This window comes from Vibrio sp. MEBiC08052 (genome assembly GCF_001506075.1).
In the GTDB taxonomy this organism is placed as follows: Bacteria; Pseudomonadota; Gammaproteobacteria; order Enterobacterales; family Vibrionaceae; genus Vibrio.
The window spans coordinates 722,230-747,630 of record NZ_KQ947475.1 but is presented as its reverse complement, the minus strand read 5'-3'; the positions used below and the strand labels follow the sequence as shown (position 1 = coordinate 747,630).

Sequence of the window (25,401 nt, the reverse complement as noted above, 5' to 3'; positions counted from 1 at the left end):
TCATTACTCTCCGAGACGTGCGGCTTCAGCAGCGACATGACCCGCCAAAGCAGTAACAAACGTCTTAAGGCTGGTCATTGATGACAGCTCAGCAAATTCGCCCGTATCCAGCGCACTCCGCTCTGCAGTTAAGACGGCTGCTGTTGTGTACAACCGCTCCTGAACCAGCCGCTGACATAGGAGGTCATACCTCTTGAGATAAGATGCACCATTGAACTCCTCAAACACTGGGAAATGTGGTGATGCATTGCGGACAGGCTTGCGCGACGCCGGTGCATCCTCGACCACCATCAACCAGCCAACAAAGGGGCGTGGCTGCTTACCAAAAGCCTCTTCACGAAAAGCTGTCCAAAGATCATGGGCTGTCCCGATAGCCTCCTCGGTTCTATTGTTGAAATTATTTCCGAATGAGGGGCCAACCTGACTTTTCAGTTCGACAGCGGCAATCAGCTCCCCTTTGTAGAGCACCAACAAATCCCACAATTTTGTTGGTCGAAAATAACCAGGCAATGTCAGCATTCTGCTGCTCTGGTGTATTTCAGCATGTGAGAGTCCATTAGCCCTGACGACATCGAGTATCAAGGCCAAAAAACCATCCATGTTCTTTCCAGCAGTTACGCCTGCCCGCTCACCTTGGTCGGCATTACCTGACTCTATCTGTTTCTGTCTTGCTGCTTCACGGTTACCCCAAAATGCTTTCACTGCCTCTCGGGCTTTTTCTTCGTAGTTGACGAGATCAAGTGCCATTTATTCTCCATTACCCCCGAGGGATGATCGTTCTTCGCGGCTCAAGCCGTAAAGCTTGAATACTGCCAAATTACATGCTTGTACGTCTCTCTTGATGGCTGCTTCGGCCAGCTCACGACGCATCGGTTCAGACACATCCTCCCACCTTGGGATACGAATCCGGCGCAGGTACTGCGCTTGGAAGCGCAAGAATCCTCCCCGCATTTTCGTTGAATAGGTCGCCACGAATAGACGTGTGACGGCGGACAGCAGCACTGCCTGCAAGGCTCTCAAATCCCAGTCATCGGACGTAACGTAATAGAGGTTGTGATGTGGATATAACTCACCGCCTTCATAAACAATATGAGCCTCCCCCTTGATGTCTGGAATCAGTAGCTTCGGCCTTGTGGCTAGTGCCGGATTAATGCGGTCAATCGTACGATACCACCTAGCAGGTGCTTTTTTCGCACAGTGCCGCCCTGCAATTACCTCTCGTCTAGCCTCAAGATAGCGCCGTAAACGCGGGTATTCGTCGAGATCAACCAGTCCGGCGGACTCGGCAAAGGGATTGACTACACCTTGCCCACGCCAGTGCACTTCACCACTCATGATGTCCTTTGTTGTCACCAGCGGTAGCTTACGGTCTAGCTCTACATCAAGCGTCTCGAACTCCCCTATGAACGCCTTATCAGCACCAGTCGCAACACCGATCCCAACCTTACATCCCACATCTTCTAGCAGAGGAAAAACACTCTCCAGGCGGCGAATAAGCGCCATCTGGTCGGATGACTCCAGCAGCCACGGCTCCGCGCCGTTAGTCACGCGAGCAAGTTCGCGTACTTGGCTGGGTCCTTTCGGCAATGTAGGGGCTGTAAGCAAACCAGCCAACGTGCTGAGCGTCGCCCGGTCAATGTCCGGACGGTGAGCGATGCGCGTTGCTCCCGGAGTTTCACGGCTGATAATAGTGATGGCAGGATAGGCGATCACAGCAGAGTGGAAAGCCGGTGTGTCCACCATGTCGACATAAAGTTTTAGATGGAAACCCTCAGCTACAAGGCTGCGCAACGGCCCACCATAGCGGTTCTTCATCCAGCGATCCGCGCAGATGAAGCCCAAGTTGCCACCATCTGACAATACCGATAACGACCGTTCGATAAAGGGAATATAAATATCGGCCCGGTCGAACATTGTCAGATAACGACTGCGGTATTCGGCAAGCAGCGGTGCCGGGATCAACTCCTGACGGACATAGGGCGGGTTGCCTACCACGAAATCAAACTGCCCTTCGAGTGGTGCCAGCAGGAAATCACCCTGTGACAGCCAGCAGTCAGCCAAAGCAGTCGAAGCATCCTCAGCGATCCCGTGGCGATTGAGCAACGCGACAACGGCGGTATAAGTGCTACGAAAGGTTTCGTGATGCAACTCCACCGCTCGAATCGCATCAGCCAGCTCATCGAATGCAGAACCGTTCGGCCTGGCTGCCCGCCATGTGCATAAGAGTCGATCTATGATCGGCAGCAGAAAATCTCCTCCGCCGAAGGATGGTTCTAAAAGCCGCTTTTTATGGAGGGGTTGATCTTCCGTGTATCCAGATAGATCCAAAATGAAATCAACCACTTCTGGGCGCGTAAAAATCGCTCCACGGGCTTCATGTCCCCCTCCTATCGCCATTGCTTCACTCGCGGCCATAACAGGACAACTAGGCTCAGACTCCTGAACAGACTGTTGTATCTTTTTGGTAGAGCCAACCTCTAATGATTGTTGGAGCATTAAAATTCCTCATTAACGCGGCGTGACGACACCGACGTACTTGTACAGGGTAGTTCGCGACACGCCATAACGGCGGGCAACCTCAGCCACCTGAATATCTGGATCGCGTAACAACGCCTTGATTTCTCGCACTTGCCGGTCGTCTAACTTTGGCTTGCGCCCCCCGAGTCGCCCACGAGCACGAGCTGCTGCCAGCCCGGCCTGGGTCCGCTCCCGGATCAAGCTACGCTCGAACTCCGCAAGCGCCGCAAAAACGTGAAACTGCAGCTTGCCCGCAGCACTACCAGTCTCTATCTGCTCGGTCAGGCTCTCAAAATGCACACCACGCTGCTCTAAGTCTGCAACAATCGTTACCAAGTCAGGTAGGCTACGTCCGAGCCGATCCAGTCGCCACACTACGAGAGTATCCCCTTCCCGAAGCGCCTTGCGACACTGATTAAGCTCTGGGCGAGCTGCATTCTTGCCGCTGACCGCTTCTTCGTAGATCACACTGCACCCTGCCTGCGTGAGCGCATCACGCTGCAGGTCTAGGTGCTGGTCGTCCGTCGAAACACGGGCGTATCCAATGCGTTGATTCATGGACATTCTCAACATTGAAAACTTAACGGGTATATTAACAGAGAAGAATAGCCAGAAAAATGAAAAAATGCGGCGGCTCTCTCTGTCCAGAAAACTACCGTTTAGTGAACACCGTGAAGAAAAATTTAGCCGCTAAAATAATAGGGCGACCAATTGGTCGCCCCATATCCCTAGCGTACGATATTGTCATGATTCAGACCTCGGCATAACAACCTTGGTCATGACCTTACCGATTTCCTCCTGCGTCGCCTCGATCTTACTGAGAACAGCAAGGATTGTTGACTGGCCGAACTGGGCAGTTCGCACGTCATCGGTCAGCCATAGCTTCAATAGGCCACCCAAACGGCCAAGATCGCCGTTGATTCGAGCCAACTCCCGTACCTGCTCACAATCGACCACACCCTTGATCTTGTAGCCCTGGCCAACCTCACGCAGATAACGCGCAGCGCTCATGCCTGCTCGCTTTGCTTGCGCCTCGATATGCTCCTTTTCCTCGGGTAAGCAGTACACCTTGATAGGCGTACTGCTCTTCCTCGTTATTCGTTTTGCCTTATCGTTCATCACCTTTTGCCTTACCTCCTTGTTACCTGGCGGATAGTGTCCAACCCCTCCTGGAAGTCCTCCGGCGTCGCTCGACCAGTTTCAGCCTGGTAGTACAGGATCGTGAACATATTGGCGACGGCTTCCGCAACGGGCGAAATCTGCCGGGCGGTTTCCTGGTCGATGAACTCCAAGGCAGCCAACTTGGTCGCGGCCTGATGAATTACGTTCTGAACTTCGATATTATGTGTGGTTGTCATGTGTCACCTCTCTGTCAGGTGGTATGTGGAAATGCGGGCCGGTGCACCATCACCGGCCCGTGTGCTTTCTAACTACTTGCGTCGGCCAAACGGCCAGCGTCTCATTTTGTCGATTTGATCGACCGATCTCGTCATGTCCTTGTAAGCACGCCCGGCCAACCTGTTTTGGAATACCTCCATTTTGTCGGCAATGGCTTTCATCTTCGAGCCGTGTCCGGTGTTGTGCAGCCACTGCCCCAAAAAATAGAAGGCCAGCATCACAATGAACATCACTGCGAAGAAACCAAATACCTCCGCAAGGTTTTGGGGTGGAAAGTTAAACTCCATAATCAGTAATCCTTATCTAGTTAGGCCATGCGGCCTTTTTTAACAAAGCTGGCAATCTCACTATTTCGTTCCTGCTGACGTTCCTGGGCATACGAAACGTAATCCTCAACGTCGAAGGTGTGCTTTTCCGGGTCGCGCTCTTGCCATTCTGCGTGTGCTTGGCGGGCTTCTTCCTGGTCCTCACTGGATAGGCCATCAAAACCGCCGGTTTGATTCATCCAGCCAGTGCCGCCACCGCCTAAGCTATCGTTGTCAAATGCAGGGGAAGCGTCGTCAGTCGCCCTCCTTGTCGTCGTCATCCCCGTTATCTTTCGTACTGTTTCGGATCGAGCTGGCTAGACGACCTCCAGCAGTTCGGCCAATCCGATCCCCGGCCATATCACCCATACCCTTCATCAAATTTGCACCGGTATCCGCTGCAATACGACCAGCTTTTACAGCGCTGCCTTTAAAGCCGCCGCCAGAGGATTCGCCACCGCTAGAAGATTGGCCGGACGCTTGGGAAAATGAGCCAGCTTCATCAGAGTCGCCGCCACCGCTAAATGCTCCGCCCAGGCTCGACATAACGTCAGTATTGTTCGCTACGTTCTCACCTGCTTTTGCAAATGCAGCCTGAATAGCAGACGCACCGCCGGCGGTAGCCATTGCTGCACCGGCAGCCATACCGCCAGTGGCAACAGCCGCTCCGGCCATCGCTCCGGCACTGATACTGCCAGCACCTGCCGCCGCGCCGCCTCCAGGAACCAGGCTGGCGACCACATTGGGAACCGAGTGAATGAGCATCACAAGAACCAGTGAAACGACAAAGATCACCAGCAGTTCACGCATAGGGGCATCATTGGATAGATCGGCATAGAAACCGTCCATGATCGACATGGCAATGCCAATGAGCAACGTCATTGTCATCAACTTCAAAGCAACGCCCAATACGCTTTTGAAGTAGTTGATTGCTATATCTGAAGTCCAACGCGAACCACCAAACCCCAGCACGAAGACACCGGCATAGATCAATATCCAAGCCGTCACTAAGGCCAACAACACATTGGCCGCCACTACCGCCATACAGGCCAAAATTGCCAGCGTGATTAAGAAGATAGACAAGTTATCTATCGGGCTTGTGATGCTGTAGGACTCACCAGCTTTCACAATAATGTCGAACGCAATACTAATAGGCTCTGACGGGGTTAGATCTCTCGGAAGGCCACCGGCTTGAGCACCGATCATTCTCAACGAGTCGATGATTGACGTCGCAAAGTCTGGGCCGTTTCTGAGCAACCAGAGAAAGAAACCAAACGTCAGGATGAAGCGCACGAACTCGGCAAAGAACTCCCTTATATCCGCTTGTTTAAGGATTAAGGTCCCGCCAGTCCAAACAAGGGATATAGTGCCCAGCGTCCAGAACAGCCAGGCGGCATAGTTTGTAATTACCGTGCCCCAAGTAGCACTGGCCGTCATGAAACGCACGGCCACTTCATCCAAGACACCATTAGGCTCAATGGCCGCTGACGCAGTTTGCGAAGTCAGTAAAACTGCCAGGAGCATCACAAGTCGAATGAATATCTTGCTCATGGTTAGAACCCCTTGTTCTTGGAGCGATCAGTGGGTTCGCCCATATCCCAAAGACAGTTCCCTTCTTCCCTCTGCTCTTTCGTCAGGTTTGGGTTGTCACAGTTGATCGTTGCAGGCTTAGGCCCGTCATCTTCACCGCACCCCACCAGAACGAAAGAGGCCAACGCGCTAACGATAAAAACTCGGGTGATATTCTTCATGATTAGAACCCCCTGTTTTCTGAACGGTCGGTTGGCTCTCCCATATCGAACAACCTTTCACGGGACGCTTGATATTGAGCTTCGCGGTCAGCATCCGCCTGCATTCGAGTGCCAACGGCATTCTGCTGAGCAATCAGCAGGCTACGGATTTGCAGGAGCTGGTTAGCCTGGTTGCTGGCGAGCTGATTGGCGTAGCCAATGGCGGCCAGTTGGCCGTCTGCGCCCTGGGCGGCAGATTGCAGGCGGTTAAGCTGTCGGGCGTCGGCTTCAAGATTGACTTGCTGCTGCTCCAGGCCCTTAAACAGCGCGTCGTTGGCCTTCTTCTGCGATTCAGACGCCAGGCGACGGTTCTCGGCCATCGCGGCTCGTTCGGCATCACTGCATCCCGCCGCCGAGAAACAAGGCGAGCTGCGGTAATAGGCCACGTCCTGGAACTTGCCCAGGTAGGCATCGAGGCTGCCAAGCTGGTTCTGGTAATAGGCGAGCGTGTTGGTCGCCTGGTTCAGATCGTTGATGGTGCGCTGCGCCTGGTCCCAAATATGGGCCGCCGGGGCCATCGTGTTTTGCAGTTGGTTTTCGTACTGCTGGAGTTGGGTTTGGTATTCCTGAATCTGCTTGGCCGTCTGCGCGACCGCTTCCAAAGCAGACATGATGTTTTGCGTCAGATTGGTGCCATCAACTACTGGAATACCGGCGTAGACGGGCTGCAAAGTGCAGGTCGTCATAACGACGGCCAGAGCAATTTTAGCGGCTAAATTTTTTCTTCTAACTTTTTGCATACGTTGATCTCCATTACCAATGAATGCTTTATCGTGCCTTTCAATGCATAACGTATAAGCTCAATAATTGGACATAAAAGTTGACATGAAGAAATTTAAGCCAATAACTCCTACGGCGGCAGCCGGTAGCCTCGAAGAGCAAGATTCCCGTTGAGCACCTCCGGTGCGAATAAAGGGGAGTGAAATAGGAACCGCCGACTTGTCGGTGGGCCTACTTCACCTATCTTGCCCGCTTTTCAGCGTTGTTTACGCCAAGGAAAGTGTTGCAGCGAAAATCTGTTTTTTAGTGCAAACCATATAAAATCGCTTGTTCCCCTTCTTGCTAGAACAGAAGCACGAAATAAACACGTAATATCAGGCAATTACTACGCTAACGCGGGGGTTTACACAGCAAACAAACACAGAAATACACAGCTTTACCAATTCAGGAGGGATAGCGCCCCTCAAGTGTCAATGAAACGTACGAGTGCTAGCAACACATCGAATGTAAATCGCTGTATCACATGGATTTTCAAACCCACTAGACACTCTCGTTGGCCTTTTCTTTGACGGTTTCAGATTGGTATCGGTTGGGTCATCAGGTCAGGAAGGATCGCTACCAACACTCTGTGCGTGTCGAGCCGCTAGCGCCCAATTTCGGACAGATTTTTGAGCACAACGTCAGTGTGGATAGGAAATGTAGTGTTGTAGTATGTTGTATGGTGCTACTACATACTACAACCTACAAACCGCACACATTTTCAGCCTACTACCGGCTTAAGTGGCTATTCATCTTGATGTATGGAATACGGCTTCCTGAGCCGCCCAGAGAGGCGCTTTAGGCATCCCCCTCCACTAACCCCCTAGTTGGCCTCTGAACGACGCTCCTGGAGCTTATAAGGCGGCTTTGGTCGTCCTTCGGACGGATTTAACGCCAAGAAGAGGTGATAGCCCTTGGCGAGGAAGCAGAATCGGCCACCCTCTTGGCGTTAAAACATCGGCCGGAGGCCGATTGAGTTGGCAAGGCATGAACGCGCCATTCAGGCGCGGGCTATGCCGCGCATGATGGATATTCTTTGGAATATCTTGGATCGATTTCCAAAACAGGCCGGAAAGCATTGCCCTGCAAGCGTTTGCGCGATTGAAGCGGGTACTGTTATGCCGGGGATGGGATACTGTTATGCCGGGGCACGGGTACTATTATGCCGGGGATGGGTGCTGTCACGCCGGGGGGTGGCCAGGTTGGCCCCTGGCCGCCTAATTTCCCATTTCCCCTTGGCGTATTCATGTACAGTCCAACCCACTGAAATAAGTTCAGTCAACGCTTTCCGGGCCGTCTGACGGCGCTTTTTCAAGGTGTTGGGGTTCTTCGTTTCGTCCGGCCAAACGTAGTTGCAAAGAGTATCCAGTTCTACCCGTCCAGATTTACCGACATCAATCCACCCCGATAATCGCTGATGTATTAATCGAGCAGGATCGGTCTGTAGCGCCCGAACCTCAGTCATGTCGAGCCGAGTATGTGGACGCTCTCCCATTACAGCCTCTGCCAATCGAGGGTTAAGGCTGACAAACAGTTTACCTTCCCGGTCGTCGCTGACGTAATCGGACAATATGCGGAATCCCTGACGCTGCCCCTTACGCTCCACAATGACCGATACTGCCCATAGGCGCTCGATGCTATCGCGGATAGTTTTGAACTGGCTGCCTCCATCGTCGGCATACCCAAGTTCTCGCGCCAATTGTCGGAAGCTGCCCTTGGCAACCATTGCATCCTTCTCAACCGCGTCCCACTTCAGGTCTAGCAAGAGACGCAATTGCTGCCCAACTTCTGACTCTGTTTCGTTTCGCAGCACAATCCCGCGTCCCCTATCACCAGAAATTGCGGCCATAGCCACAAGCCCTTGTAAGATGCGAAGATCATCAACACCTAGAGGCTCGGGCCCCCAGAAACGTATCGAATCCTCGCCATGGGTATAGGTTACGTCCAGCTTGAGCCGCTTGCGCTCTCCACGCTTCAGGCTACGGAACAAGCCAGGAGCCAGGCAGTGAGCTGGATCATGTCGAACATGGGTAAGATCAAAGCTCATCACGTGATCTCACCTTAGATTTCTTGAATGGCAGCACGCCACTGGCTACGCGCTGCCTCTCCAGCACGGCAGGTTTCAGCACACCGCCCTCGTGACGCCGGAACCAACGCTCTGCGAAAGGAGAGCCATAATTCGCCTTGCTCACGCCATAGCGAACGAAGTACCCACGCTGACTATCATCAACACCCCATTCCACAGCCTCGGTTTGCGTCATACCAGACAGGTACGATTGCCAGCGAATGTTATCGACCAGAACAGACGACCCACGGCTGGCCTGTTGCTGGTCACCCGCACCAATCATAGCGGCGCTCTTACTGGCATGGTGCAAAAATACGATAGAGCACCCCGTATCGGCGGCGATGGCCTCCATACGTCCGATCACTTGTGCCATTGGACCGCTAACGTTTTCATCTTCGATGTGGAAACGGCGTAAGGTGTCCAAGATCATCAGGCGACGGCCTTCAGCCGCTCGCTTAAGGCCATCGAACCAATCGAGACACATGATGTTGGGGCACCTTCCTATCAGCGGCTCAATCAGCAAACCTTCAGCAACAGCTTGCCGCTGCTCGGCAGTGAGATGTGCCCCAAGCGCATGTAATCGGTGATGGATAGCAGCAGGAGGATCCTCTGCGGGAAGATAGATAACTGGCCCAACAGGAAATTCTCCGACTTCCAGCAAGTCCGGGCCTCCAGCGATCTGCGAGGCAAGCTGTAAGGCCAGCATGGATTTTCCGGCACCACCTGGTGAAACCAAAGCTCCCACTGTACCGGCAACCATGTTAGGTAAAACATAATCAAGAGGCGGCGGCGTTTCCGAAAAGGCCGCCATAAGATCAAGGGCCATACGATTAGGCCTCTATGGTGTTGCCAGGTCGAGCAGCCTGGATTCCAGACGCTTTACGCGTCTCTATCCATTCTTCGACTTCCGATAAGTCCCAAGCAACATTTCTGCTTGTAAGCGCTATGCGCTTCGGAAACTCCCCACGCTGTTCCAGGTTATAAATTGTGCGCGTTGAAAGTGGAATCATCTCCAGGAGCTGTTTCCTGTTGATGAGAACTTTATTTACCATTGTTTGCATGCTTGAACCTCCATTTACCTGTTGAGGCTTCATCGTGCCAAGCAATGCAACTTGATTAAGCTTTATTTTTGGACTATAAAGTTGTTATGAATATCGAACACCAAGCTAGACTAGACCTAGGGCAAGACTACATAGCCATCCTTCCAGGCTGCGCCCAGCCTGTTTCTCTTGCTATCGCCAAATTTAGAACGCGCTGGGGACCTTACTCTGCCTTCTCTCGGCGCTATCCCATTCTTCGCCTGATACAAGAACTGATCGATCCTGCCATAGCTGAGTACATGGATTCCCTCCCAAACAGCTATAAAAACCATGTTGCGGGTATTGGCTCAGGAGTTGGATTTAGCGAAATCATCCGGCTGATAGGGCTGGAAGCAATGGTGCGCATGCAGCGCCAACTGCTACGTCAGTTCATAAAGACAAGTGATGAACAAACCCAAAGAGATCAGTGCTTCGTCGCAACCATTGAATCGTTAATTGAATTAACCTGGGATTGCGCCTGTAAGCGTCCGAAGAAATCAACAGCGACCAAAGGCGTCAACCTAAACGTACAACGAAAACATAGTTTCTGCGAATTCTGTGGGAACCTTACGGAGTACTCAAAATTCATGCTCACAGTAGAGCAGAGACAAACAAATGAGGTTGAACTTATAGACCACAAGAAACTAGAACTTAGCCACAATTACTGCAAAGAGCATCGCCCCAAACTTGCCAATGACGAGTGGAATCCAAGTTACAAACAGGCAAAGCGCTCCCTCGCACAATTCAATATCGAACTTTCTAGGTTAGCTCATCAATCTGCACATCGCGCTAAGCCTCATGCTATGTCAGGAGACAAACTGATCGATGACTATTTCTTCCTATTCATGTTGAATTTAACATTACAGCCAGCAGACGTAGCGGAGCTTCGCAATCTGGCTCGAAAGATGGTCGACTCTAAACTTTCAGACAATAAGAAGAAAATGCTGGTACTTCAGCATTATGGCTACACTCAATCTCAAATAGGCACAAAGCTACTAAGCAGAAAACAACAACCAATGACACCTCAAGCAGTATCTAAAGCATTAGCAGCAGTTCGCAAAGATTTTTTGCTTCCTGCTAACAGGCCGGGAAAAAGCCAACAGAAATTTTAGCGGCTAAAATATACCAACCCAGGCTTGAGCCGATACTCTCTTTCCGAATTGGAAGAAAACAACGGCCCAAGGAGACATGAAACTTCTATTAGATGAACTTGGAGAGCATTACCTTAAGTATGCTCACGTAGTACCCAATATAGTCGTACCATCTATGGTTTCGACTCCCGCCGGGGCCAATAATTGCTGTATCCAGCCAATAGCATGCCCTCGCTCAACGCACTGGGAGAAAAACGCACGCTGCTTTGCTCTGGTAAAGGCAACAAAAAAAGTGTTTAGCTCTTCACCCCGTTGCGGCGTAAGGCTCCACCAAGTCTGATTGTCGAGCCCATAAAATATCATCGTATGGAACTCAAGACCTTTGCTTTTATGGATGGTCATCAGAGCTACCTGGCCAAGACCTTCGAACTCATCCAGCGCTTCCGTCCAGCTGCTGCTGTGTTCTGCACACTCTTTCAGGAGAGTGACAAATCCACTCCACACCCTCTCAAAATCCCTTGCACGCAGGTAAGCGGGAAAGGATTGCCGAAGCCTAGGGGTCCCTACAAATTCAAGAAGCATCTCTGCAATCTCTTCCGCTGCATCCGGATCAGGCTGGCGACGCGCCAACTCTGCTCTTAATTGACGGACGAATGCTTCAAGCTTAACCAGTAACCGTTCCTGCGTGAGATCGTTATCCGGATCGGCAGCCTCCAGAAACAGATAGTTCTGCTGGGCCTGCTCCCAGTTTTCTGGGCTTCGGTCCGTCGCTCCCAGGCGGAGCAAAGGAACGAATATGCTGGTCAGCTCTTCACCAAGCAGATCCTGTATCTGAATTTCACCGACTGACCGGGCCGCATTTCTGATCCTGAGACCTCGTGCCGCAAAAGCAGGGGCTATCTCACCCTCCACCTGATCTGCCCGCATTCTGATCAGAATTGCTACATCATGTGGCGCAACACGCCCTGACTGAACCTCACGGCTCACCCATTCTGCTAGATAATTGTTCTCGTCATCTGCGTTCCGGAATTGCCAGATAGCAGAAACCTCACCTTCAATTTCACGGGTCCCTTGTGCCTGCACCGCTTCCACATTGCCGTCTATCCGGCGGGCAATCTCGTGCTGAATACGAACCAGATCCGCATGTGACCGCCAGTTTGAAAGCAATGTGATGCGCCTCGCACCAAAGTCGTTTTCAAACTGGTCGAAGGCGTCATCCATGGCTCCCGCCCATCCCATGATGCGCTGCTTATCATCGCCGACTGCCGTAAAGACAGCGTCACTGCCATCAAATGCCGTTAGCAGCATGTCGTACTGGGCATAGGTGGTATCCTGATATTCATCAAGAAAGACGATGGGATATGTTGCCTGTAAGGCCCGGCGGATATATGAATTTTCCTGAAGCAACAGTTTTACAAGCCTGTTTATCATCGGGAAGGACAGGGATATCTCGTCGCCCCCGAAGAATTGTTCATGCCAGTAATCTGCTAACGCACGATGTACTTCAGATCCATTTGACAAGTCAATTGGCAGGTCTGTCAGAAGCAGTCTTCTCTCAAGCTGTTGAGCACCCACTTCGTGATAGCCATGTCGCTCAATAAAATCGTCATAATCCCTGCGAAACGGATTAACAATCTGATACGTACCGGGCGCATTGAACGGCTCAGGTAAAGCCGGACGAAACCGGTCCAGAAGCCCCTTGGTAAAGGCATCAAAAGTCATCGAATCAAAGCGCCGCGCCTGATCTCTCGGGCAACGCTTTGCAACCCTTTCGGCGATGTTTCGGGCGGCATCTTTTTTAAAGCTGATGGCAAGAATACGTTTGGGTGCCGGACAAATACCTGTCTGCAGAAGATAGGTCGCCTTCTGTGCCAGAAACTCAGTTTTTCCGGCACCAGCACCAGCGGTCACAAGGATGCTGCTATCGGTTTCACGTAAGGCCTCCCACGCTCTGCCTTCCAGACCACCGACACCCAGAGGTACCCATTCGTCTCTGCTTACACGGGTCATTCATTCTCTCCTGACAGATGGAGCTTATCCGTAACGTACTCAATGAGCGCCCTAAGCTCTGCTGGAGCGGATGCAGCAACACCGCCGTCCGCGATGCGGGAAAAAGCCGCTAGGTGAGTTTCGGGCTTACTGCGACTCAGGAACAGATAGGGATACCATTTGAATGCATCATCAAAATGAGCAGTATACAAGGCAGGATTACCACCTGTTTTCAGCGTGCTGACCTTTTTGGCTTGAATAGCAGCAGCACTACTCTGGGGTCCATTACCACCTGGATTGGCAACCTGATAAGCGGTTGGAAAGGCGAGCAACATGGCAAAGTCGAGATCAATGGGAGCGGAAAAGAAAACACCCTGCTCATTGAAAGCTTGAAGCCATTGACCTTGCGAACCTTCGTTATAAAGCTGTTGGTCGGTAAGCTGAACAGCATTCGCACGACTTCTGTTCCCCCAATCGTTCCCAATATCTGCTAGATTCTGAAGACAACTCCTCATGGCGTTCGCCCCACCATGCCTGCGCCCCAGATCAAGATCGAGCAATGTGGCATGTGGAATCTCAAGATTATTAAGCAGCCGCCAAAAATGCGCTACGAATCGCCCACCGAGCGGAACGACGGGAACGAATGATGGATCAAGGGGAACACCCATTTCCTCCGCAATTTTCGGAATAACGACTCGCTCAGAGTCTCCCTCACCCAGGATTACAAATCGCGCAAAATAAAGTTCGGGATATGCCTTTACGGCCAGTCTGACATACACGCTGGCCTCAACATCATCCTCAGGCAGGATCAGTTCTCGGATTGATGAGCACCGGGTGCTCCGGTCCATACGAAAATATCTCACTTCCTCCGGCTCTATCCGGCTCAGGATAGCCGGGGAATGGCTGGATAGCAGAACCTGGGCGGAAGGCAGTGCGCCGATCTCTCTCGCCTGCTTGATGATGCGAGACAAAAAGAATGGTGACAGACTGTTTTCTGGTTCTTCGATGGCAAGAATCGTCAGGTGAATACGGCGTAACTTATCCTGTTCAAATGAGCTATCATCAGCAGGCAAAGAAAAAGCTTCCCGCTCGGTTTCGAGCGTTGCCGCTGTAAGGGCAATATGGAACAAAGAGCGCTGACCGTCACTCAGCTCGGACAAACGGCGCTCCTGACCTTCTTCATCAGGCGTAAAGGTAAATTCGGCTTTACGAACAAGCTCCTCAAAACGGTTTTCGATAAGCCTTAAACGCGGCTGACTGTCTGTATCGGCTTCATGGACCTGTTGCCACCGTCTTGAAAGACGCCCCAGCAAGACCCTTAACGGCTCCTCCTCCTCAAAACTGCTCTGGATCTGACCGGCATTATCAGAGCTTGCATCCCTAAATGCTGTCGACCACTTGGCAGCCTGCCATAACCGCCCTTTTAGAAGGGCGGTCACCTGAGTCGTCGCATCACGATTTGCCGGTAAGTAAATAAACTGGATTGAAGAGCGCTCTACAGCCTGAACCCTGGAACAGTCATCCCATTCAAAATTATCATCCAGGGTTCTTATCCAGCGTATATCCTCTTCAATTGCTCCTTCCGGCGTACCGTCATCCGTCCATGTTGCTTTTAGTCGTATCCGGGCCTTAAGGGGCTCTCCCTCACCGGAAGCCGCCATCTGATTAAAGAACTCCGGAACGGCATCAAGAGGAGAAGCGTCTTGCTCTTCCAGTTCAGGGAAGGCAAGTACCGCTTCGATAAACAAACTATCGCCAGACTGCAGCTCCTGCCGGTCAATAGGTATGTGAAAATCCCGACGCTGTACCGACCGTTGCGATGATGATGTACCAAACAACCTGGACACAGCTTGCAGCACCGCGGTCTTTCCGGAGCCGTTTCCGCCGACAAGTATTGTCAGCTCTTCCTCGAAATTTAGCTCGACCACCTCATGCCCGAAACAACGAAAATTCTGTAGCTTTATCTTCTCTATTTTCATCCCTGATTACCTTTTTGTAAGAGATGCCTTTAAAAGTTAGCGAGCCCCTAAACAACCCACTCATCAATCATATCAGCCCAGTCCTGCAACATAGATGTACGCTGATCACGATACTCGGCTTTGTTATATATCGCCCTCACACCTTTTTGCTCATGTGCCAGGCATTTCTCTATCCAATCGGTGTTGTAACCGGCTTCATGGAGCAAGGTACTGGCTGTTCGCCTCAGGTCGTGCGGGCCGAATTTGGCAAGCGGTTGTCCCTCTTTCTGAGCCAGCTTGTAAGTCATCGTCATCACCCGGTTCAGCGTGGCACTGCTCATCGGGACGTCAGAATCGTAGCGTGATGGCAGAACATAATCCGATCCACCGGAGAACGTCTTCAAAGCGATGAAGATATCCATGGCCTGCCTGGATAGAAACACCAGGTGAGGGTTTCGCCGCTTCATCCGTTCTTTGGGGATCGTCCAGAGCGCTTCGCTGAAGTTGATCTCACTCCAGGTGGCATTCGTCAGCTCGCTTTTACGCACCATCGTCAACAACAGTAGCTTTACCGCTGCCCGGATCGATGGCGATGTACCAATACGCCCCATGTACTGGTACATAATCCTGATTTCTTCGGGCGTAAGGGTTCGATCTCTCGGCTCAAACCTGGCAATGCTTGCGGGCCTAACCAGGTCTGCCGGGTTCTCAACCTTCTGGCCTCGCTCAGTCGCCCAGCGGTATACCTGGAGTACAATCTCACGCGCATGAACCGCCGTAGCAGGTGCACCGCGCTCTACGATGGCGTCGGTTAGTGCTCGCAAGTCCTCGTGGGTGATTTCGGTCAGCTTCTGATTGCCGAATTTCGTTTCCAGCTCTCTCGTATAAACCGAGCGGCGCATATCACGGGTAGAATCGGCCATCTGATAGCCACGTAGCCACTTTTCCGCCCAGGCACCAAAGGTTTCAGCCCCTTTAACACGCGCCTTGTCTCGGGCCTTCTCCTTCGCTGGCGACTTCCCATCGGCGACCATCCGCTTCGCTTCATTGAGACGCTCACGGGCTTCTGCCAGAGTGATACCCCCAACGCCATAGCGGCCAAAGGTGATTGTCTCTTGCCTGCCATTGATCGAGTAGTTGTAACGGAATGAGATAGAACCGGCAGGAGTGACGGCCACGTAGAGGCCATCCCGGTCATTCACTTTGTAGAGTTTATCCCTCGGCTTGAGGTTGCGCAGCTTGGTATCGGTCAGCAAGAGTCTTATCCTTCTTCGATTCCAATACCATGCTGGAAGATCACCCGAAAATCAGGCCATAAATTCAATAAAAACAGTTAATTAAATAATTTCGATACCATGAACACACAAGATCAAGCAGCATGGTATCGGCTATCACTCATGGCATCATGTCTCGATAATACCACCTTGGATACCACGCTCAAGCGGTGCTTCCCGCTGCCATCAGTTGCCAAACACTGCCAGACATAAAAACAAAAAAGCCCATGAAAACATGGGCTTAGGTATCATTTAATGCTAGTTAGTACCAGCTAATGCCTAACGTGTGATCATTCCCACTCAATCGTTGCCGGTGGCTTGCCTGAGATATCGTAAACCACACGTGAGATCCCATCGACCTCATTAATGATGCGGTTTGATACCCGGCCTAAGAATTCGTAAGGCAGGTGTGCCCAGTGTGCGGTCATAAAGTCGATGGTTTCTACAGCACGTAGCGATACAACCCAGTCGTATTTACGGCCATCACCCATCACGCCCACAGAACGAACCGGAAGGAATACGGTGAATGCTTGTGAGACTTGGTTGTACAAGTCCGCAGCGCGGAGCTCTTCAATGAAGATTGCATCAGCGCGACGCAGTAAATCACAATATTCTTTCTTGATTTCGCCTAAAACCCGCACTCCCAGCCCCGGCCCCGGGAATGGATGACGGTAGAGCATGTCGTATGGCAGACCGAGTTCTAAACCAATTTTACGCACTTCATCTTTAAACAATTCACGTAACGGTTCAACCAAGCCCATTTCCATATCTTCCGGTAATCCGCCCACATTGTGGTGCGATTTGATCACATGTGCTTTACCCGTTTTAGAAGCAGCGGACTCAATCACATCAGGATAGATGGTTCCCTGAGCCAGCCATTTGGCATTCTTCAGTTTGCTGGCTTCTTCATCAAAGACTTCGATGAACTCGTGCCCGATTACTTTCCGTTTTTCTTCCGGATCCGATTTGCCGGCCAATGCTTTGAGGAAGCGTTCTTCAGCTTCAACTTTGATAATATTCAGCCCGAAATGGTCACCGAACATTTCCATCACCTGCTGACCTTCATTCAGACGCAACAGGCCGTTATCGACAAAGACACAGGTCAGTTTGTCACCGATGGCCCGCTGAACCAGCATCGCAACAACCGAGGAATCAACACCACCGGAAAGCGCCAGAATCACTTCGTCGTCACCGACGGTTTCTTTGATTCTTGCAATAGCATCTTCAATAATTGAACTCGGTGTCCATAGGCGTTCACAGCCACATGCACCAAGAACGAAGTTCTCTAGCATTTGTAGCCCCTGTTTCGTGTGAGTCACTTCAGGGTGGAACTGTACGCCGTAGTATTTTTTCTCTTCATTGGCCATGGCTGCGTATGGACATGTATCCGTTTGCGCAACTTGAGTAAATCCCATTGGGATTTCGACAACTTTATCACCGTGGCTCATCCAGACATCTAATAAAGCGCTGTTGTCCTCGGTCAAACTATCACGTAACCCCTCAAACAGCTTCGACTCTTGAACCACTTTAACCTGAGCGTAGCCAAATTCACGCTCAGTCGAACCGGAGACTTTTCCGCCCAATTGTTCTGCCATGGTCTGCATACCGTAGCAAACACCCAAAACAGGCACGCCACAATCAAAGACATATTGCGGGGCGCGAGGAGAGTTTTCCTCCGTCACACTTTCAGGGCCACCTGATAATATGATGCCATTCGGATTAAATTCTCGAATGTCGGCTTCATCGACATCCCAGCTCCATAGTTCGCAATATACGCCAATTTCACGGACACGGCGTGCAACAAGCTGTGTGTATTGTGAACCAAAATCTAGAATAAGGATCCGTTGGTCATGAATGTTTTTGGTCATGTTGAGTCGTCTTCAAAGAAAAGTTTATGGAACGGAGGCGAGTTTACCCGCCTCTCATGTCATCATCAAGCAAAAAGCAAACGTTTTCGTCGTGGGATTATGACCCTAAACGATAGTTTGGTGCTTCTTTGGTAATTTGAACATCATGGACATGGGATTCTTGAATACCGGCACCGGAAATCCGGACAAATTCAGCTTTGGTACGCAGATCTTCAATGGTTGCTGAGCCGGTCAGTCCCATACAAGAACGCAGACCACCCATTTGCTGGTGAACGATTTCTTTTAACAGGCCTTTGTATGCAATGCGCCCTTCAATGCCTTCTGGGACTAACTTATCAGCCGCATTATCTGACTGGAAATAACGGTCAGAAGAGCCTTTGGACATCGCTCCCAGTGAACCCATACCACGATAAGCTTTATAAGAACGACCTTGATACAGGATGACTTCACCCGGTGCTTCTTCTGTTCCGGCAAACATCGAGCCAACCATGACGCAAGATGCACCGGCTGCGATGGCTTTACAGATATCACCAGAGAAACGGATACCACCGTCACCAATCACCGGAATGTCGTATTCATTGGCAACCGATGCCGCATCACCGATAGCTGAAATTTGAGGTACACCAACACCTGTTACAATGCGAGTGGTACAGATAGAACCTGGGCCAATCCCGACTTTTACCGCACTCACACCAGCTTCAATCAACGCACGTGCACCTTCGGCTGTTGCGACGTTCCCGCCGACAATATCTAAATCAGGGAAAGCAGCCCGCGTTTCACGAATCCGTTGTAAGACCCCTTCAGAGTGACCGTGAGAAGAATCAATCAGCAGTACATCAACACCTGCTTCAACCAAGGCTTTGACACGCTCTTCATTACCCGCACCGGCACCGACAGCAGCACCGACACGTAAACGTCCCTGCTCATCTTTACAAGCATTCGGGGCGAGTTCTGCTTTATGGAAATCTTTGGCGGTGATCATGCCTGTCAGTTGGAATTCATCATTCACAACCAGCACTTTTTCAACCCGGGCTTGGTGCATTTTTTCCTGCACTTCTGCACGAGAGGCACCTTCTTTTACCGCTGCCAAGCGTTCTTTTGGCGTCATCACCTCTGAGACTTTTTTGGTCAAATCCGTCACGAAACGGACATCACGACCAGTGATAATCCCAACCAACTCGTTACTTTCTGTCACAACAGGGAATCCGGCAAAGCCATGTTTCTCTGTCAGAGCCATCACATCGGCGATAGTTTGATCCGGCTGAACGGTCACAGGAGAAGTAACAACCCCGGCTTCGTAGATTTTTACCTGACGAACCTGAGCCGCTTGTTGCTCGATTGACATATTTTTATGAATAAAGCCAATCCCACCTTCCTGAGCCAGAGCAATTGCGAGACGAGCCTCAGTGACTGTATCCATGGACGCAGAAATCATCGGAATGTTTAGCGTGATATTTTTGGTCAGCCGAGTTTTCAGGTCAGCAGTATTCGGGAGAACAGTTGAATGGGCGGGGACGAGCAATACGTCATCAAAAGTCAGGGCTTCTTTGGCGATTCGTAGCATTTGCAATATCTCACAGCTTGGGTGTTAAAAGAAAGAACCCAATCCCTTAAGCATTTTTCATCAAAGTGAATTGGATTTGATATTGCGGAGGGATTATACCGAGCGATTAATCGTTTTACTACACATTTATTCAATTTTTATTTGCAATTACCCCCTTGATATGTATTATATTGCGGCTAATTTCCATTCCTACGGCCACGACATTCGCCTGTGCTATCTGCAAACAATCAAAACATTTACACGGTATCCCGCCTGAATGCAGAAGTTCGTCTGCTCCTCGAAAATGAGATGGGCATCATCTGGCTGCTCGGTGAAGTTTCCAACTTTTCTATGCCTGTTTCAGGGCATTGGTACTTATCGCTGAAAGACGCCCGGGCACAAGTCAAATGTGCGATGTTTAAAGGCAACAATCGTTTTGTCTCTTTTAAGCCCCAAAACGGACAGCAGGTTTTGGTCAGAGCTCGTCTTTCATTGTACGAACCGCGCGGCGACTATCAGTTAATCATTGAAAGTATGCAAGCTGAAGGTGACGGACGGCTACAGCAAGAATTTGAACAACTGAAACAAAAGCTCACCGCTGAAGGGCTTTTTGCTCCCGATAATAAAAAACCTCTGCCTGAGCACCCACAATGTATCGGTATCATTACCTCCAAAACCGGTGCTGCACTGTTTGATATTCTCGATGTATTAAAGCGTCGCGACCCAACACTTCCCGTCATTATTTATCCAACGATCGTACAGGGAGAAGATGCAGCGATTCGAATTGCTCAAGCGATTGGCCGGGCCAATGCCCGTCAGGAATGTGATGTGTTAATCGTCGGACGCGGAGGCGGTTCGCTGGAAGACTTGTGGTGCTTTAACCATGAAATTGTCGCCCGGACGATTGCTGCCAGCCAGATTCCGATTGTCAGTGCGGTCGGTCACGAGATTGATATTACAATCGCAGATTTTGTTGCCGACGTTCGCGCTCCGACACCTTCGGCTGCAGCGGAGCTCGTCAGTCGGGACAGTAGTTACAAACGCACAGGTCTGCTCAATTATCATCACCGTCTGAGTCAGGCCATCCGCTACTATCTGGCAGCGCAACGCCAGAAAAGTCAGACACACCAGTATGCTTTAGAAAAACAGCATCCGACTTACCGTCTGGAGCGACAAATTCAGCAAATGGATGAGTTGAGTATTCGTTTGCAACAAGCAATACAGCGCTACTTAGACAGACATTCGCAAATGATGGAACGGACAGCCTACCAGCTCAGGTATCACTCTCCGGAGCAACAGATCCGGCAACAGCATTATCTGCTGACAAAATATGAACAGCGATATATTGATGCGATGGAAAGAAAATTGCTCAACTCACGCCATCAACTGGCTCTTGCTGCTGAGACATTAGAAGCAGTGAGCCCACTTTCGACATTAAGACGGGGATACTCCGTCACTCAAAATCAGGCCGGTCAGATCATTCGGCGTCTGCGCGACGTCAAACCCGGAGAATGCATTACAACTCGCCTCACCGATGGGACGATTCACTCCACCGTGACTCAGTCAGACTAATATCCGCTCAACCCAAATGATCTTCTACCGGCTGAAATACCAACCGTAATTCAGGGTGTCGTTTTGACTTCTGTTCGCTGCACTGCGGACAAAAATAGCTGACCGCCCCACAGGCTTGCAGTCGTTCTAATTCGGTCTGGCAATCAGGACAATACGCCACTTTGCGGTAATGCGTGGCACATTCAGAACAATAGTACTGCCCATCCCATTCAAGTTCCCCATGACATGCTGGACATTGATTCTGGCTCATTCTTTCTCCTTCCTTTTTTGGGATAGAACGATTTAACTCACCGTTGATCGGATCCACATCTCCAGATTTGTATATCAGAAAGGATCGGATCCGAAATCAGTCGCCTGATTGTATACTAAGTCAAACGGATACATGTAAGTATTTGCCTTCATTGGTAAAAAAGATGATAAAGTCGATCCGGACAACACAGGATAAGATCTTTGCTTGATCTCATGCTTTATTCACCCTGATCAGCGATCAATGCCAAAAAGAACATTTATATAACCACACACCGAAAGCATAAGTTACATATTCTGTTTTTGAATTTTAAACGATATATTATAAATATATTTCCGTATCAAAAACTCATATGAAGCATTTCATAAAAAGATCATTTTCCTTAGATAGTTGGTTACTGGGACCAATCGCCAGACATAAAAAACCCGGCTTATCTGCCGGGTTCTTCATGTGTCTTGAACTGCGAAATCCTATTTCTTACGATGCTTCATCATCGACATCAAGCGTTTCTTCTGTCTTTCTTGAGACAACGTTAACTTAGAAGATTTATTCTCATATGGGTTTTCACTGTTCTGGAACTGAATCCGGATCGGTGTACCCATAATTTCCAAAGATTTACGATAGTAATTCATTAAATAACGTTTGTAAGAGTCAGGCAGCTCATTGACCAAGTTTCCGTGAATGACAATAATCGGTGGGTTATATCCCCCCGCATGCGCATATTTTAATTTAACGCGCCGCCCCCGAACCATCGGTGCCTGATGATCTTCCGTTGCCATTTTCATAATACGAGTCAATATCGATGTACTGACTCGTGTTGTCGCTGATTTGTAGGCCTCTTCAACAGATTCAAACAAATGACCAACGCCTGTACCATGTAACGCTGAAATGAAGTGAATACGGGCAAAATCAACAAATCCCAAGCGACGGTCGAGCTCTTTTTTCACCCGTTCTTTGACATCGGTATCTAAGCCATCCCACTTGTTCACCGCAAGAACAATAGAACGTCCGGCATTCAAGGCAAAGCCAAGCAAGCTTAAATCCTGATCTGAAATATTTTCCCGCGCATCGATCAACAGTAATACAACGTTGGCATCTTCAATCGCTTTGAGTGTTTTAACGACAGAGAATTTTTCTACGGTCTCATGAATGCGCTTACGACGTCGGACACCGGCAGTATCGATCAAGACATATTCACGCTCATGACGCTGCATTGGAATGTAAATCGAATCGCGAGTGGTACCGGGCATGTCATAAACGACAACACGTTCTTCACCCAGAATACGGTTGGTGAGGGTTGACTTACCCACATTGGGGCGACCAATAATTGCCAGCTTGATTGGTTGCTCTTGCAGACGCTGATACTCAGCTTCCGCCTCTTCCTCGGTATAATCGTGTATTGCCGGTTGTTCCGCTGTCTCGATTTCGGTCAGATCTTCGATTTCAGCCTCAGCCTGCGCTTTTAACGATTCAATCGTTGGCGTCATCACCCGTTCAATCAGTGCACTGACACCTCGTCCGTGGGCAGCTGCAATTTGGAACATCTGTGTCATCCCCAACTGCCAAAACTCAGCGCTGGCTGCATCGGCATCAATGCCATCGACTTTATTCACAACCAGAAACGAAGTCTTTTCAATTTTCCGTAAATACGATGCAATCCCTTCATCGGCTGGTGTCAATCCGGCACGGCCATCGACCATAAATAGCACAACATCAGCTTCTTCAATTGCAGCCAGAGACTGTTGTGCCATTTTGCTTTCTACACCTTCTTCACCGCCATCAATACCACCGGTATCAATGACGATGAATTCTTGCTCGCCTACTTTGGCATGACCATACTTACGGTCTCGAGTCAGACCGGGAAAGTCTGCCACCAATGCATCGCGAGTACGGGTTAATCGGTTGAATAATGTAGATTTACCGACATTCGGACGCCCAACCAGCGCAACCACAGGAACCATAACACCCTCTAAATTGTTCAATGCGATGTGTACCACCATATGACTGCATTTATTCATTTCATCAGTCCGGTCAATGTGACACAAAGCACGACTACTTAGAACAAGCAGCCGTTCAAAACCACAATAAAATGGCTCCTAACTGTTGCCAGCCGGGAGCCGATTATAAAAATTATATCACGAATTCTTAGCGGATCGTCAGTTTCTTCAGATCGCCATTTCGAGTGGTCAACAGATAACTATTATCTGGTAAAGCAATGGGAGAAACAGCAAAACCGCTGCTATCGACAAACTGTTGAGCAACAAATTCGCCACTACTACGATCAATCCAATATAAGTAACCTTCGCTGTCACCAACGACGACGTAGTTACTGATTACGACCGGTGCAGTTACCAAACGATGCTCGAGTTTACGGTTACTCCACAATTCCGTTCCGCTTCGCGCATCAACCGCAACGATATGATCTTCATCAGTCGCGATAAACAGACGCCCGCCATCAGTTGCAATATCTTTTGCTGATGAATATGTACGTTTCCAGACAGGTTTTCCGGAACGAAGATCGATATCAACCAGTTGACCGTTATAACCAATGGTATATAGAGAATCCCCGATGACCAGTGGTGATGAATCTACATCCACAAGTCGATCAATTTCTGTTGCCCCTTTCGGTATACCGATCGGTTGTTGCCAAATCATCTGCCCACGAGACGTAATCGCTGCTGCCAGCCGCCCACCTGCCGTACCCCAAAAAACACCACCAGACACAGCAACCGGCCCACTCACACCGCGTAACGTCAAGTTTGGCACTTCGGTACTAATCACCCATTGTTCTTTGCCGCTGTTTTGATCCAGAGCTGTCAAATTGCCATTGCTGGTATTGATGATCAATAGGTTACTATCGGTTGTCGGGGTTGCCAGAACTTCCCCCCCGATATTCTGCTTCCACTTCAGCTCACCGGTTTTAGCATTCAGCGCGTAAACAAGACCATTTTCGCTACCGACATAAATCTGGTTAAATCCGGCCTCGATTCCTCCGGCCAAGCGGATGGGATCATCAACTTCAAGATCATGATGCCAGAGCTCTTTGCCATTTTCCGGGTTCAGCGCCTTGACTAAACCATTGCGATCTGCAACAAAAACGGTGTCATAGGCATACTTCGGCTTGAGTTTTGAAAAATAATGACCGACACCACTACCGACGGAAGCTCGCCAATCCGTATGTGGCGTAAACTGGCTATTGACGACAGGAACAGGAGCCATGACGACCGACTCCTCTTCTCCGGAACATCCAACCAATCCACTCGTCACTGCAGCCATTAAAAATAAGTTGCCAAACCACTTCTTCATTCACTAACGCCCTTATTTGGCAAGATCATCTAACTTCATCTGTAATGTTTGGCTGGCATCCTCAGCCTGCTGAGCTTCTGTATAAGCAACATAAGCTGCTTTCTTGTCGCCCTGACGCAGCGCGATATCACCTTTCAGTTCAGCAACACGGCCAACCCAGCCTGAGTCCGTAATCTGTTTCAAAGATGCCTCGGCACTCTCATAATTACCTTGTTCAGCCTGAATGCGGGCAACTCGGTAATCAATCAACGTATCCAGTGCTTTATCATCAGTATTCGCTTTGGCCCACTCAAGCTGAGCAAGCGCTTCATCCAGATGCTTGGCATCAATCTGGGATTTCGCTAACTGCATCGCTGCCAGTACGGCATAATTACTGTCTGAATGCTGTTCAATAAAACTCTGAACTGTTTTTTCTGCGTCTAGCCCTTGCTGAGAAAGTGAAGCAATAACATCAGAATACTGATGAGAGGCAGCCTCCTGAGCCGCTTTCACTGACGACTGATAATAATTCCAGCCCAGAATTGCAGCTAAGCCAACAACAGTACCGACAATGACGGATCTGCCATTTTCTTTCCACCAACTCTTAATCGCTTCAACTTGTTGTTCTTCGGTATCGTAGAGTTCCACGTTTTTCCCTCTT

The 25,401-nt window shown here is 50.1% G+C and carries 24 protein-coding genes; 2 read left to right on the top strand and 22 right to left on the bottom strand.

Annotated elements, in window-relative coordinates:
• Window positions 1-3: 3 nt before the first annotated feature.
• The 13 genes from VRK_RS03480 to VRK_RS03420 form a co-directional block, all read right to left on the bottom strand.
• Window positions 4-747 carry a PaeR7I family type II restriction endonuclease gene (locus VRK_RS03480; RefSeq protein WP_059120113.1) on the bottom strand — a complete coding sequence of 248 codons (744 nt, stop codon included), beginning with the start codon at window positions 745-747 and terminating at the stop codon, window positions 4-6.
• Window positions 748-2,496, bottom strand: a complete 1,749-nt coding sequence (locus tag VRK_RS03475) for an Eco57I restriction-modification methylase domain-containing protein (protein WP_197413050.1) — start codon at window positions 2,494-2,496, stop codon at window positions 748-750.
• Window positions 2,497-2,508: 12 nt separating this feature from the next.
• On the bottom strand, window positions 2,509-3,075 hold the full coding sequence (locus VRK_RS03470) for a recombinase family protein (protein ID WP_059120112.1): 567 nt from the start codon (window positions 3,073-3,075) through the stop codon (window positions 2,509-2,511).
• A 186-nt stretch (window positions 3,076-3,261) separates the two neighbouring features.
• The gene (traJ, locus tag VRK_RS03465; protein ID WP_059120111.1) at window positions 3,262-3,636 is read right to left on the bottom strand and encodes a conjugal transfer transcriptional regulator TraJ; all 375 of its coding nucleotides are present in this window, start codon (window positions 3,634-3,636) and stop codon (window positions 3,262-3,264) included.
• A gap of 11 nt (window positions 3,637-3,647) precedes the next feature.
• Window positions 3,648-3,875: a type I toxin-antitoxin system ptaRNA1 family toxin gene (locus VRK_RS03460; RefSeq protein WP_059120110.1), complete on the bottom strand. Its 228-nt coding sequence runs from the start codon at window positions 3,873-3,875 to the stop codon at window positions 3,648-3,650.
• Window positions 3,876-3,947: 72 nt separating this feature from the next.
• Window positions 3,948-4,202, bottom strand: a complete 255-nt coding sequence (locus VRK_RS03455) for a hypothetical protein (RefSeq protein ID WP_059120109.1) — start codon at window positions 4,200-4,202, stop codon at window positions 3,948-3,950.
• A gap of 20 nt (window positions 4,203-4,222) precedes the next feature.
• Window positions 4,223-4,420, bottom strand: coding sequence for a hypothetical protein (locus VRK_RS21400; RefSeq protein WP_059122623.1), 198 nt, complete (start codon window positions 4,418-4,420; stop codon window positions 4,223-4,225).
• Window positions 4,421-4,475: 55 nt separating this feature from the next.
• Window positions 4,476-5,771, bottom strand: coding sequence for a P-type conjugative transfer protein TrbL (gene trbL / locus VRK_RS03445; RefSeq protein WP_059120108.1), 1,296 nt, complete (start codon window positions 5,769-5,771; stop codon window positions 4,476-4,478).
• Window positions 5,772-5,773: 2 nt separating this feature from the next.
• Window positions 5,774-5,971, bottom strand: a complete 198-nt coding sequence (locus VRK_RS03440; RefSeq protein ID WP_000790452.1) for a hypothetical protein — start codon at window positions 5,969-5,971, stop codon at window positions 5,774-5,776.
• A gap of 2 nt (window positions 5,972-5,973) precedes the next feature.
• Window positions 5,974-6,750, bottom strand: a complete 777-nt coding sequence (trbJ, locus tag VRK_RS03435; RefSeq protein WP_059120107.1) for a P-type conjugative transfer protein TrbJ — start codon at window positions 6,748-6,750, stop codon at window positions 5,974-5,976.
• A gap of 1,157 nt (window positions 6,751-7,907) precedes the next feature.
• Window positions 7,908-8,816 carry a replication protein C, IncQ-type gene (repC, locus tag VRK_RS03430; RefSeq protein WP_059120106.1) on the bottom strand — a complete coding sequence of 303 codons (909 nt, stop codon included), beginning with the start codon at window positions 8,814-8,816 and terminating at the stop codon, window positions 7,908-7,910.
• A complete protein-coding gene (locus VRK_RS03425; protein WP_059120105.1) occupies window positions 8,806-9,660 on the bottom strand; it encodes a helicase RepA family protein in 855 nt (284 codons plus the stop codon). Before VRK_RS03425 ends, repC begins: the two co-directional genes overlap by 11 nt.
• 4 nt (window positions 9,661-9,664) lie before the next feature.
• Window positions 9,665-9,895, bottom strand: a complete 231-nt coding sequence (locus VRK_RS03420) for a helix-turn-helix transcriptional regulator (protein ID WP_059120104.1) — start codon at window positions 9,893-9,895, stop codon at window positions 9,665-9,667.
• Between the two features lie 86 nt (window positions 9,896-9,981).
• Between VRK_RS03420 and VRK_RS03415 the strand changes: the two genes are divergently transcribed.
• On the top strand, window positions 9,982-11,025 hold the full coding sequence (locus tag VRK_RS03415; protein WP_059120103.1) for a hypothetical protein: 1,044 nt from the start codon (window positions 9,982-9,984) through the stop codon (window positions 11,023-11,025).
• Between the two features lie 123 nt (window positions 11,026-11,148).
• Here the strand turns inward: VRK_RS03415 and VRK_RS03410 are convergent, their stop codons facing one another.
• The 5 genes from VRK_RS03410 to guaB all read right to left on the bottom strand — a co-directional run bounded on the left by VRK_RS03410 (window position 11,149) and on the right by guaB (window position 19,657).
• On the bottom strand, window positions 11,149-13,014 hold the full coding sequence (locus VRK_RS03410; protein ID WP_059120102.1) for a UvrD-helicase domain-containing protein: 1,866 nt from the start codon (window positions 13,012-13,014) through the stop codon (window positions 11,149-11,151).
• The gene (locus VRK_RS03405) at window positions 13,011-14,972 is read right to left on the bottom strand and encodes an ATP-dependent nuclease (RefSeq protein WP_082671295.1); all 1,962 of its coding nucleotides are present in this window, start codon (window positions 14,970-14,972) and stop codon (window positions 13,011-13,013) included. The genes VRK_RS03410 and VRK_RS03405 overlap by 4 nt, the downstream gene beginning before the upstream one ends.
• A 47-nt stretch (window positions 14,973-15,019) precedes the next feature.
• On the bottom strand, window positions 15,020-16,207 hold the full coding sequence (locus VRK_RS03400; RefSeq protein WP_059120101.1) for a tyrosine-type recombinase/integrase: 1,188 nt from the start codon (window positions 16,205-16,207) through the stop codon (window positions 15,020-15,022).
• A 308-nt stretch (window positions 16,208-16,515) separates the two neighbouring features.
• Entirely contained in the window at window positions 16,516-18,093 is a 1,578-nt protein-coding gene (gene guaA, locus VRK_RS03395) for a glutamine-hydrolyzing GMP synthase (protein WP_059120100.1), read from the bottom strand.
• 97 nt (window positions 18,094-18,190) lie between these two features.
• Window positions 18,191-19,657, bottom strand: coding sequence for an IMP dehydrogenase (guaB, locus tag VRK_RS03390; RefSeq protein ID WP_059120099.1), 1,467 nt, complete (start codon window positions 19,655-19,657; stop codon window positions 18,191-18,193).
• A gap of 210 nt (window positions 19,658-19,867) precedes the next feature.
• Between guaB and xseA the strand changes: the two genes are divergently transcribed.
• Window positions 19,868-21,208 (top strand): exodeoxyribonuclease VII large subunit, encoded by a 1,341-nt coding sequence (gene xseA / locus VRK_RS03385; protein WP_059120098.1) that lies wholly within the window; start codon window positions 19,868-19,870, stop codon window positions 21,206-21,208.
• Window positions 21,209-21,215: 7 nt separating this feature from the next.
• On the opposite strand, the gene VRK_RS03380 is transcribed toward xseA, so the two are convergent.
• The 4 genes from VRK_RS03380 to VRK_RS03365 form a co-directional block, all read right to left on the bottom strand.
• Window positions 21,216-21,458: a zinc ribbon domain-containing protein gene (locus VRK_RS03380; protein ID WP_059120097.1), complete on the bottom strand. Its 243-nt coding sequence runs from the start codon at window positions 21,456-21,458 to the stop codon at window positions 21,216-21,218.
• Window positions 21,459-21,925: 467 nt separating this feature from the next.
• On the bottom strand, window positions 21,926-23,416 hold the full coding sequence (der, locus tag VRK_RS03375; RefSeq protein WP_059122621.1) for a ribosome biogenesis GTPase Der: 1,491 nt from the start codon (window positions 23,414-23,416) through the stop codon (window positions 21,926-21,928).
• Window positions 23,417-23,600: 184 nt separating this feature from the next.
• The gene (gene bamB / locus VRK_RS03370) at window positions 23,601-24,761 is read right to left on the bottom strand and encodes an outer membrane protein assembly factor BamB (protein ID WP_059120096.1); all 1,161 of its coding nucleotides are present in this window, start codon (window positions 24,759-24,761) and stop codon (window positions 23,601-23,603) included.
• A 12-nt stretch (window positions 24,762-24,773) separates the two neighbouring features.
• Window positions 24,774-25,388 carry a YfgM family protein gene (locus VRK_RS03365; protein ID WP_059120095.1) on the bottom strand — a complete coding sequence of 205 codons (615 nt, stop codon included), beginning with the start codon at window positions 25,386-25,388 and terminating at the stop codon, window positions 24,774-24,776.
• Window positions 25,389-25,401: the final 13 nt, after the last annotated feature.

What these genes read in the sequence shown, in the direction of transcription:
- VRK_RS03480 (WP_059120113.1), bottom strand. Translation starts at nt 747, where the DNA reads ATGGCACTTGATCTCGTCAACTACGAAGAAAAAGCCCGAGAGGCAGTG.
- VRK_RS03475 (WP_197413050.1), bottom strand. Translation starts at nt 2,496, where the DNA reads ATGCTCCAACAATCATTAGAGGTTGGCTCTACCAAAAAGATACAACAG.
- VRK_RS03470 (WP_059120112.1), bottom strand. Translation starts at nt 3,075, where the DNA reads ATGAATCAACGCATTGGATACGCCCGTGTTTCGACGGACGACCAGCAC.
- traJ (WP_059120111.1), bottom strand. Translation starts at nt 3,636, where the DNA reads ATGAACGATAAGGCAAAACGAATAACGAGGAAGAGCAGTACGCCTATC.
- VRK_RS03460 (WP_059120110.1), bottom strand. Translation starts at nt 3,875, where the DNA reads ATGACAACCACACATAATATCGAAGTTCAGAACGTAATTCATCAGGCC.
- VRK_RS03455 (WP_059120109.1), bottom strand. Translation starts at nt 4,202, where the DNA reads ATGGAGTTTAACTTTCCACCCCAAAACCTTGCGGAGGTATTTGGTTTC.
- VRK_RS21400 (WP_059122623.1), bottom strand. Translation starts at nt 4,420, where the DNA reads ATGAATCAAACCGGCGGTTTTGATGGCCTATCCAGTGAGGACCAGGAA.
- trbL (WP_059120108.1), bottom strand. Translation starts at nt 5,771, where the DNA reads ATGAGCAAGATATTCATTCGACTTGTGATGCTCCTGGCAGTTTTACTG.
- VRK_RS03440 (WP_000790452.1), bottom strand. Translation starts at nt 5,971, where the DNA reads ATGAAGAATATCACCCGAGTTTTTATCGTTAGCGCGTTGGCCTCTTTC.
- trbJ (WP_059120107.1), bottom strand. Translation starts at nt 6,750, where the DNA reads ATGCAAAAAGTTAGAAGAAAAAATTTAGCCGCTAAAATTGCTCTGGCC.
- repC (WP_059120106.1), bottom strand. Translation starts at nt 8,816, where the DNA reads ATGAGCTTTGATCTTACCCATGTTCGACATGATCCAGCTCACTGCCTG.
- VRK_RS03425 (WP_059120105.1), bottom strand. Translation starts at nt 9,660, where the DNA reads ATGGCCCTTGATCTTATGGCGGCCTTTTCGGAAACGCCGCCGCCTCTT.
- VRK_RS03420 (WP_059120104.1), bottom strand. Translation starts at nt 9,895, where the DNA reads ATGCAAACAATGGTAAATAAAGTTCTCATCAACAGGAAACAGCTCCTG.
- VRK_RS03415 (WP_059120103.1), top strand. Translation starts at nt 9,982, where the DNA reads ATGAATATCGAACACCAAGCTAGACTAGACCTAGGGCAAGACTACATA.
- VRK_RS03410 (WP_059120102.1), bottom strand. Translation starts at nt 13,014, where the DNA reads ATGACCCGTGTAAGCAGAGACGAATGGGTACCTCTGGGTGTCGGTGGT.
- VRK_RS03405 (WP_082671295.1), bottom strand. Translation starts at nt 14,972, where the DNA reads ATGAAAATAGAGAAGATAAAGCTACAGAATTTTCGTTGTTTCGGGCAT.
- guaA (WP_059120100.1), bottom strand. Translation starts at nt 18,093, where the DNA reads ATGACCAAAAACATTCATGACCAACGGATCCTTATTCTAGATTTTGGT.
- guaB (WP_059120099.1), bottom strand. Translation starts at nt 19,657, where the DNA reads ATGCTACGAATCGCCAAAGAAGCCCTGACTTTTGATGACGTATTGCTC.
- VRK_RS03380 (WP_059120097.1), bottom strand. Translation starts at nt 21,458, where the DNA reads ATGAGCCAGAATCAATGTCCAGCATGTCATGGGGAACTTGAATGGGAT.
- der (WP_059122621.1), bottom strand. Translation starts at nt 23,416, where the DNA reads ATGGTTCCTGTGGTTGCGCTGGTTGGGCGTCCGAATGTCGGTAAATCT.
- bamB (WP_059120096.1), bottom strand. Translation starts at nt 24,761, where the DNA reads ATGAAGAAGTGGTTTGGCAACTTATTTTTAATGGCTGCAGTGACGAGT.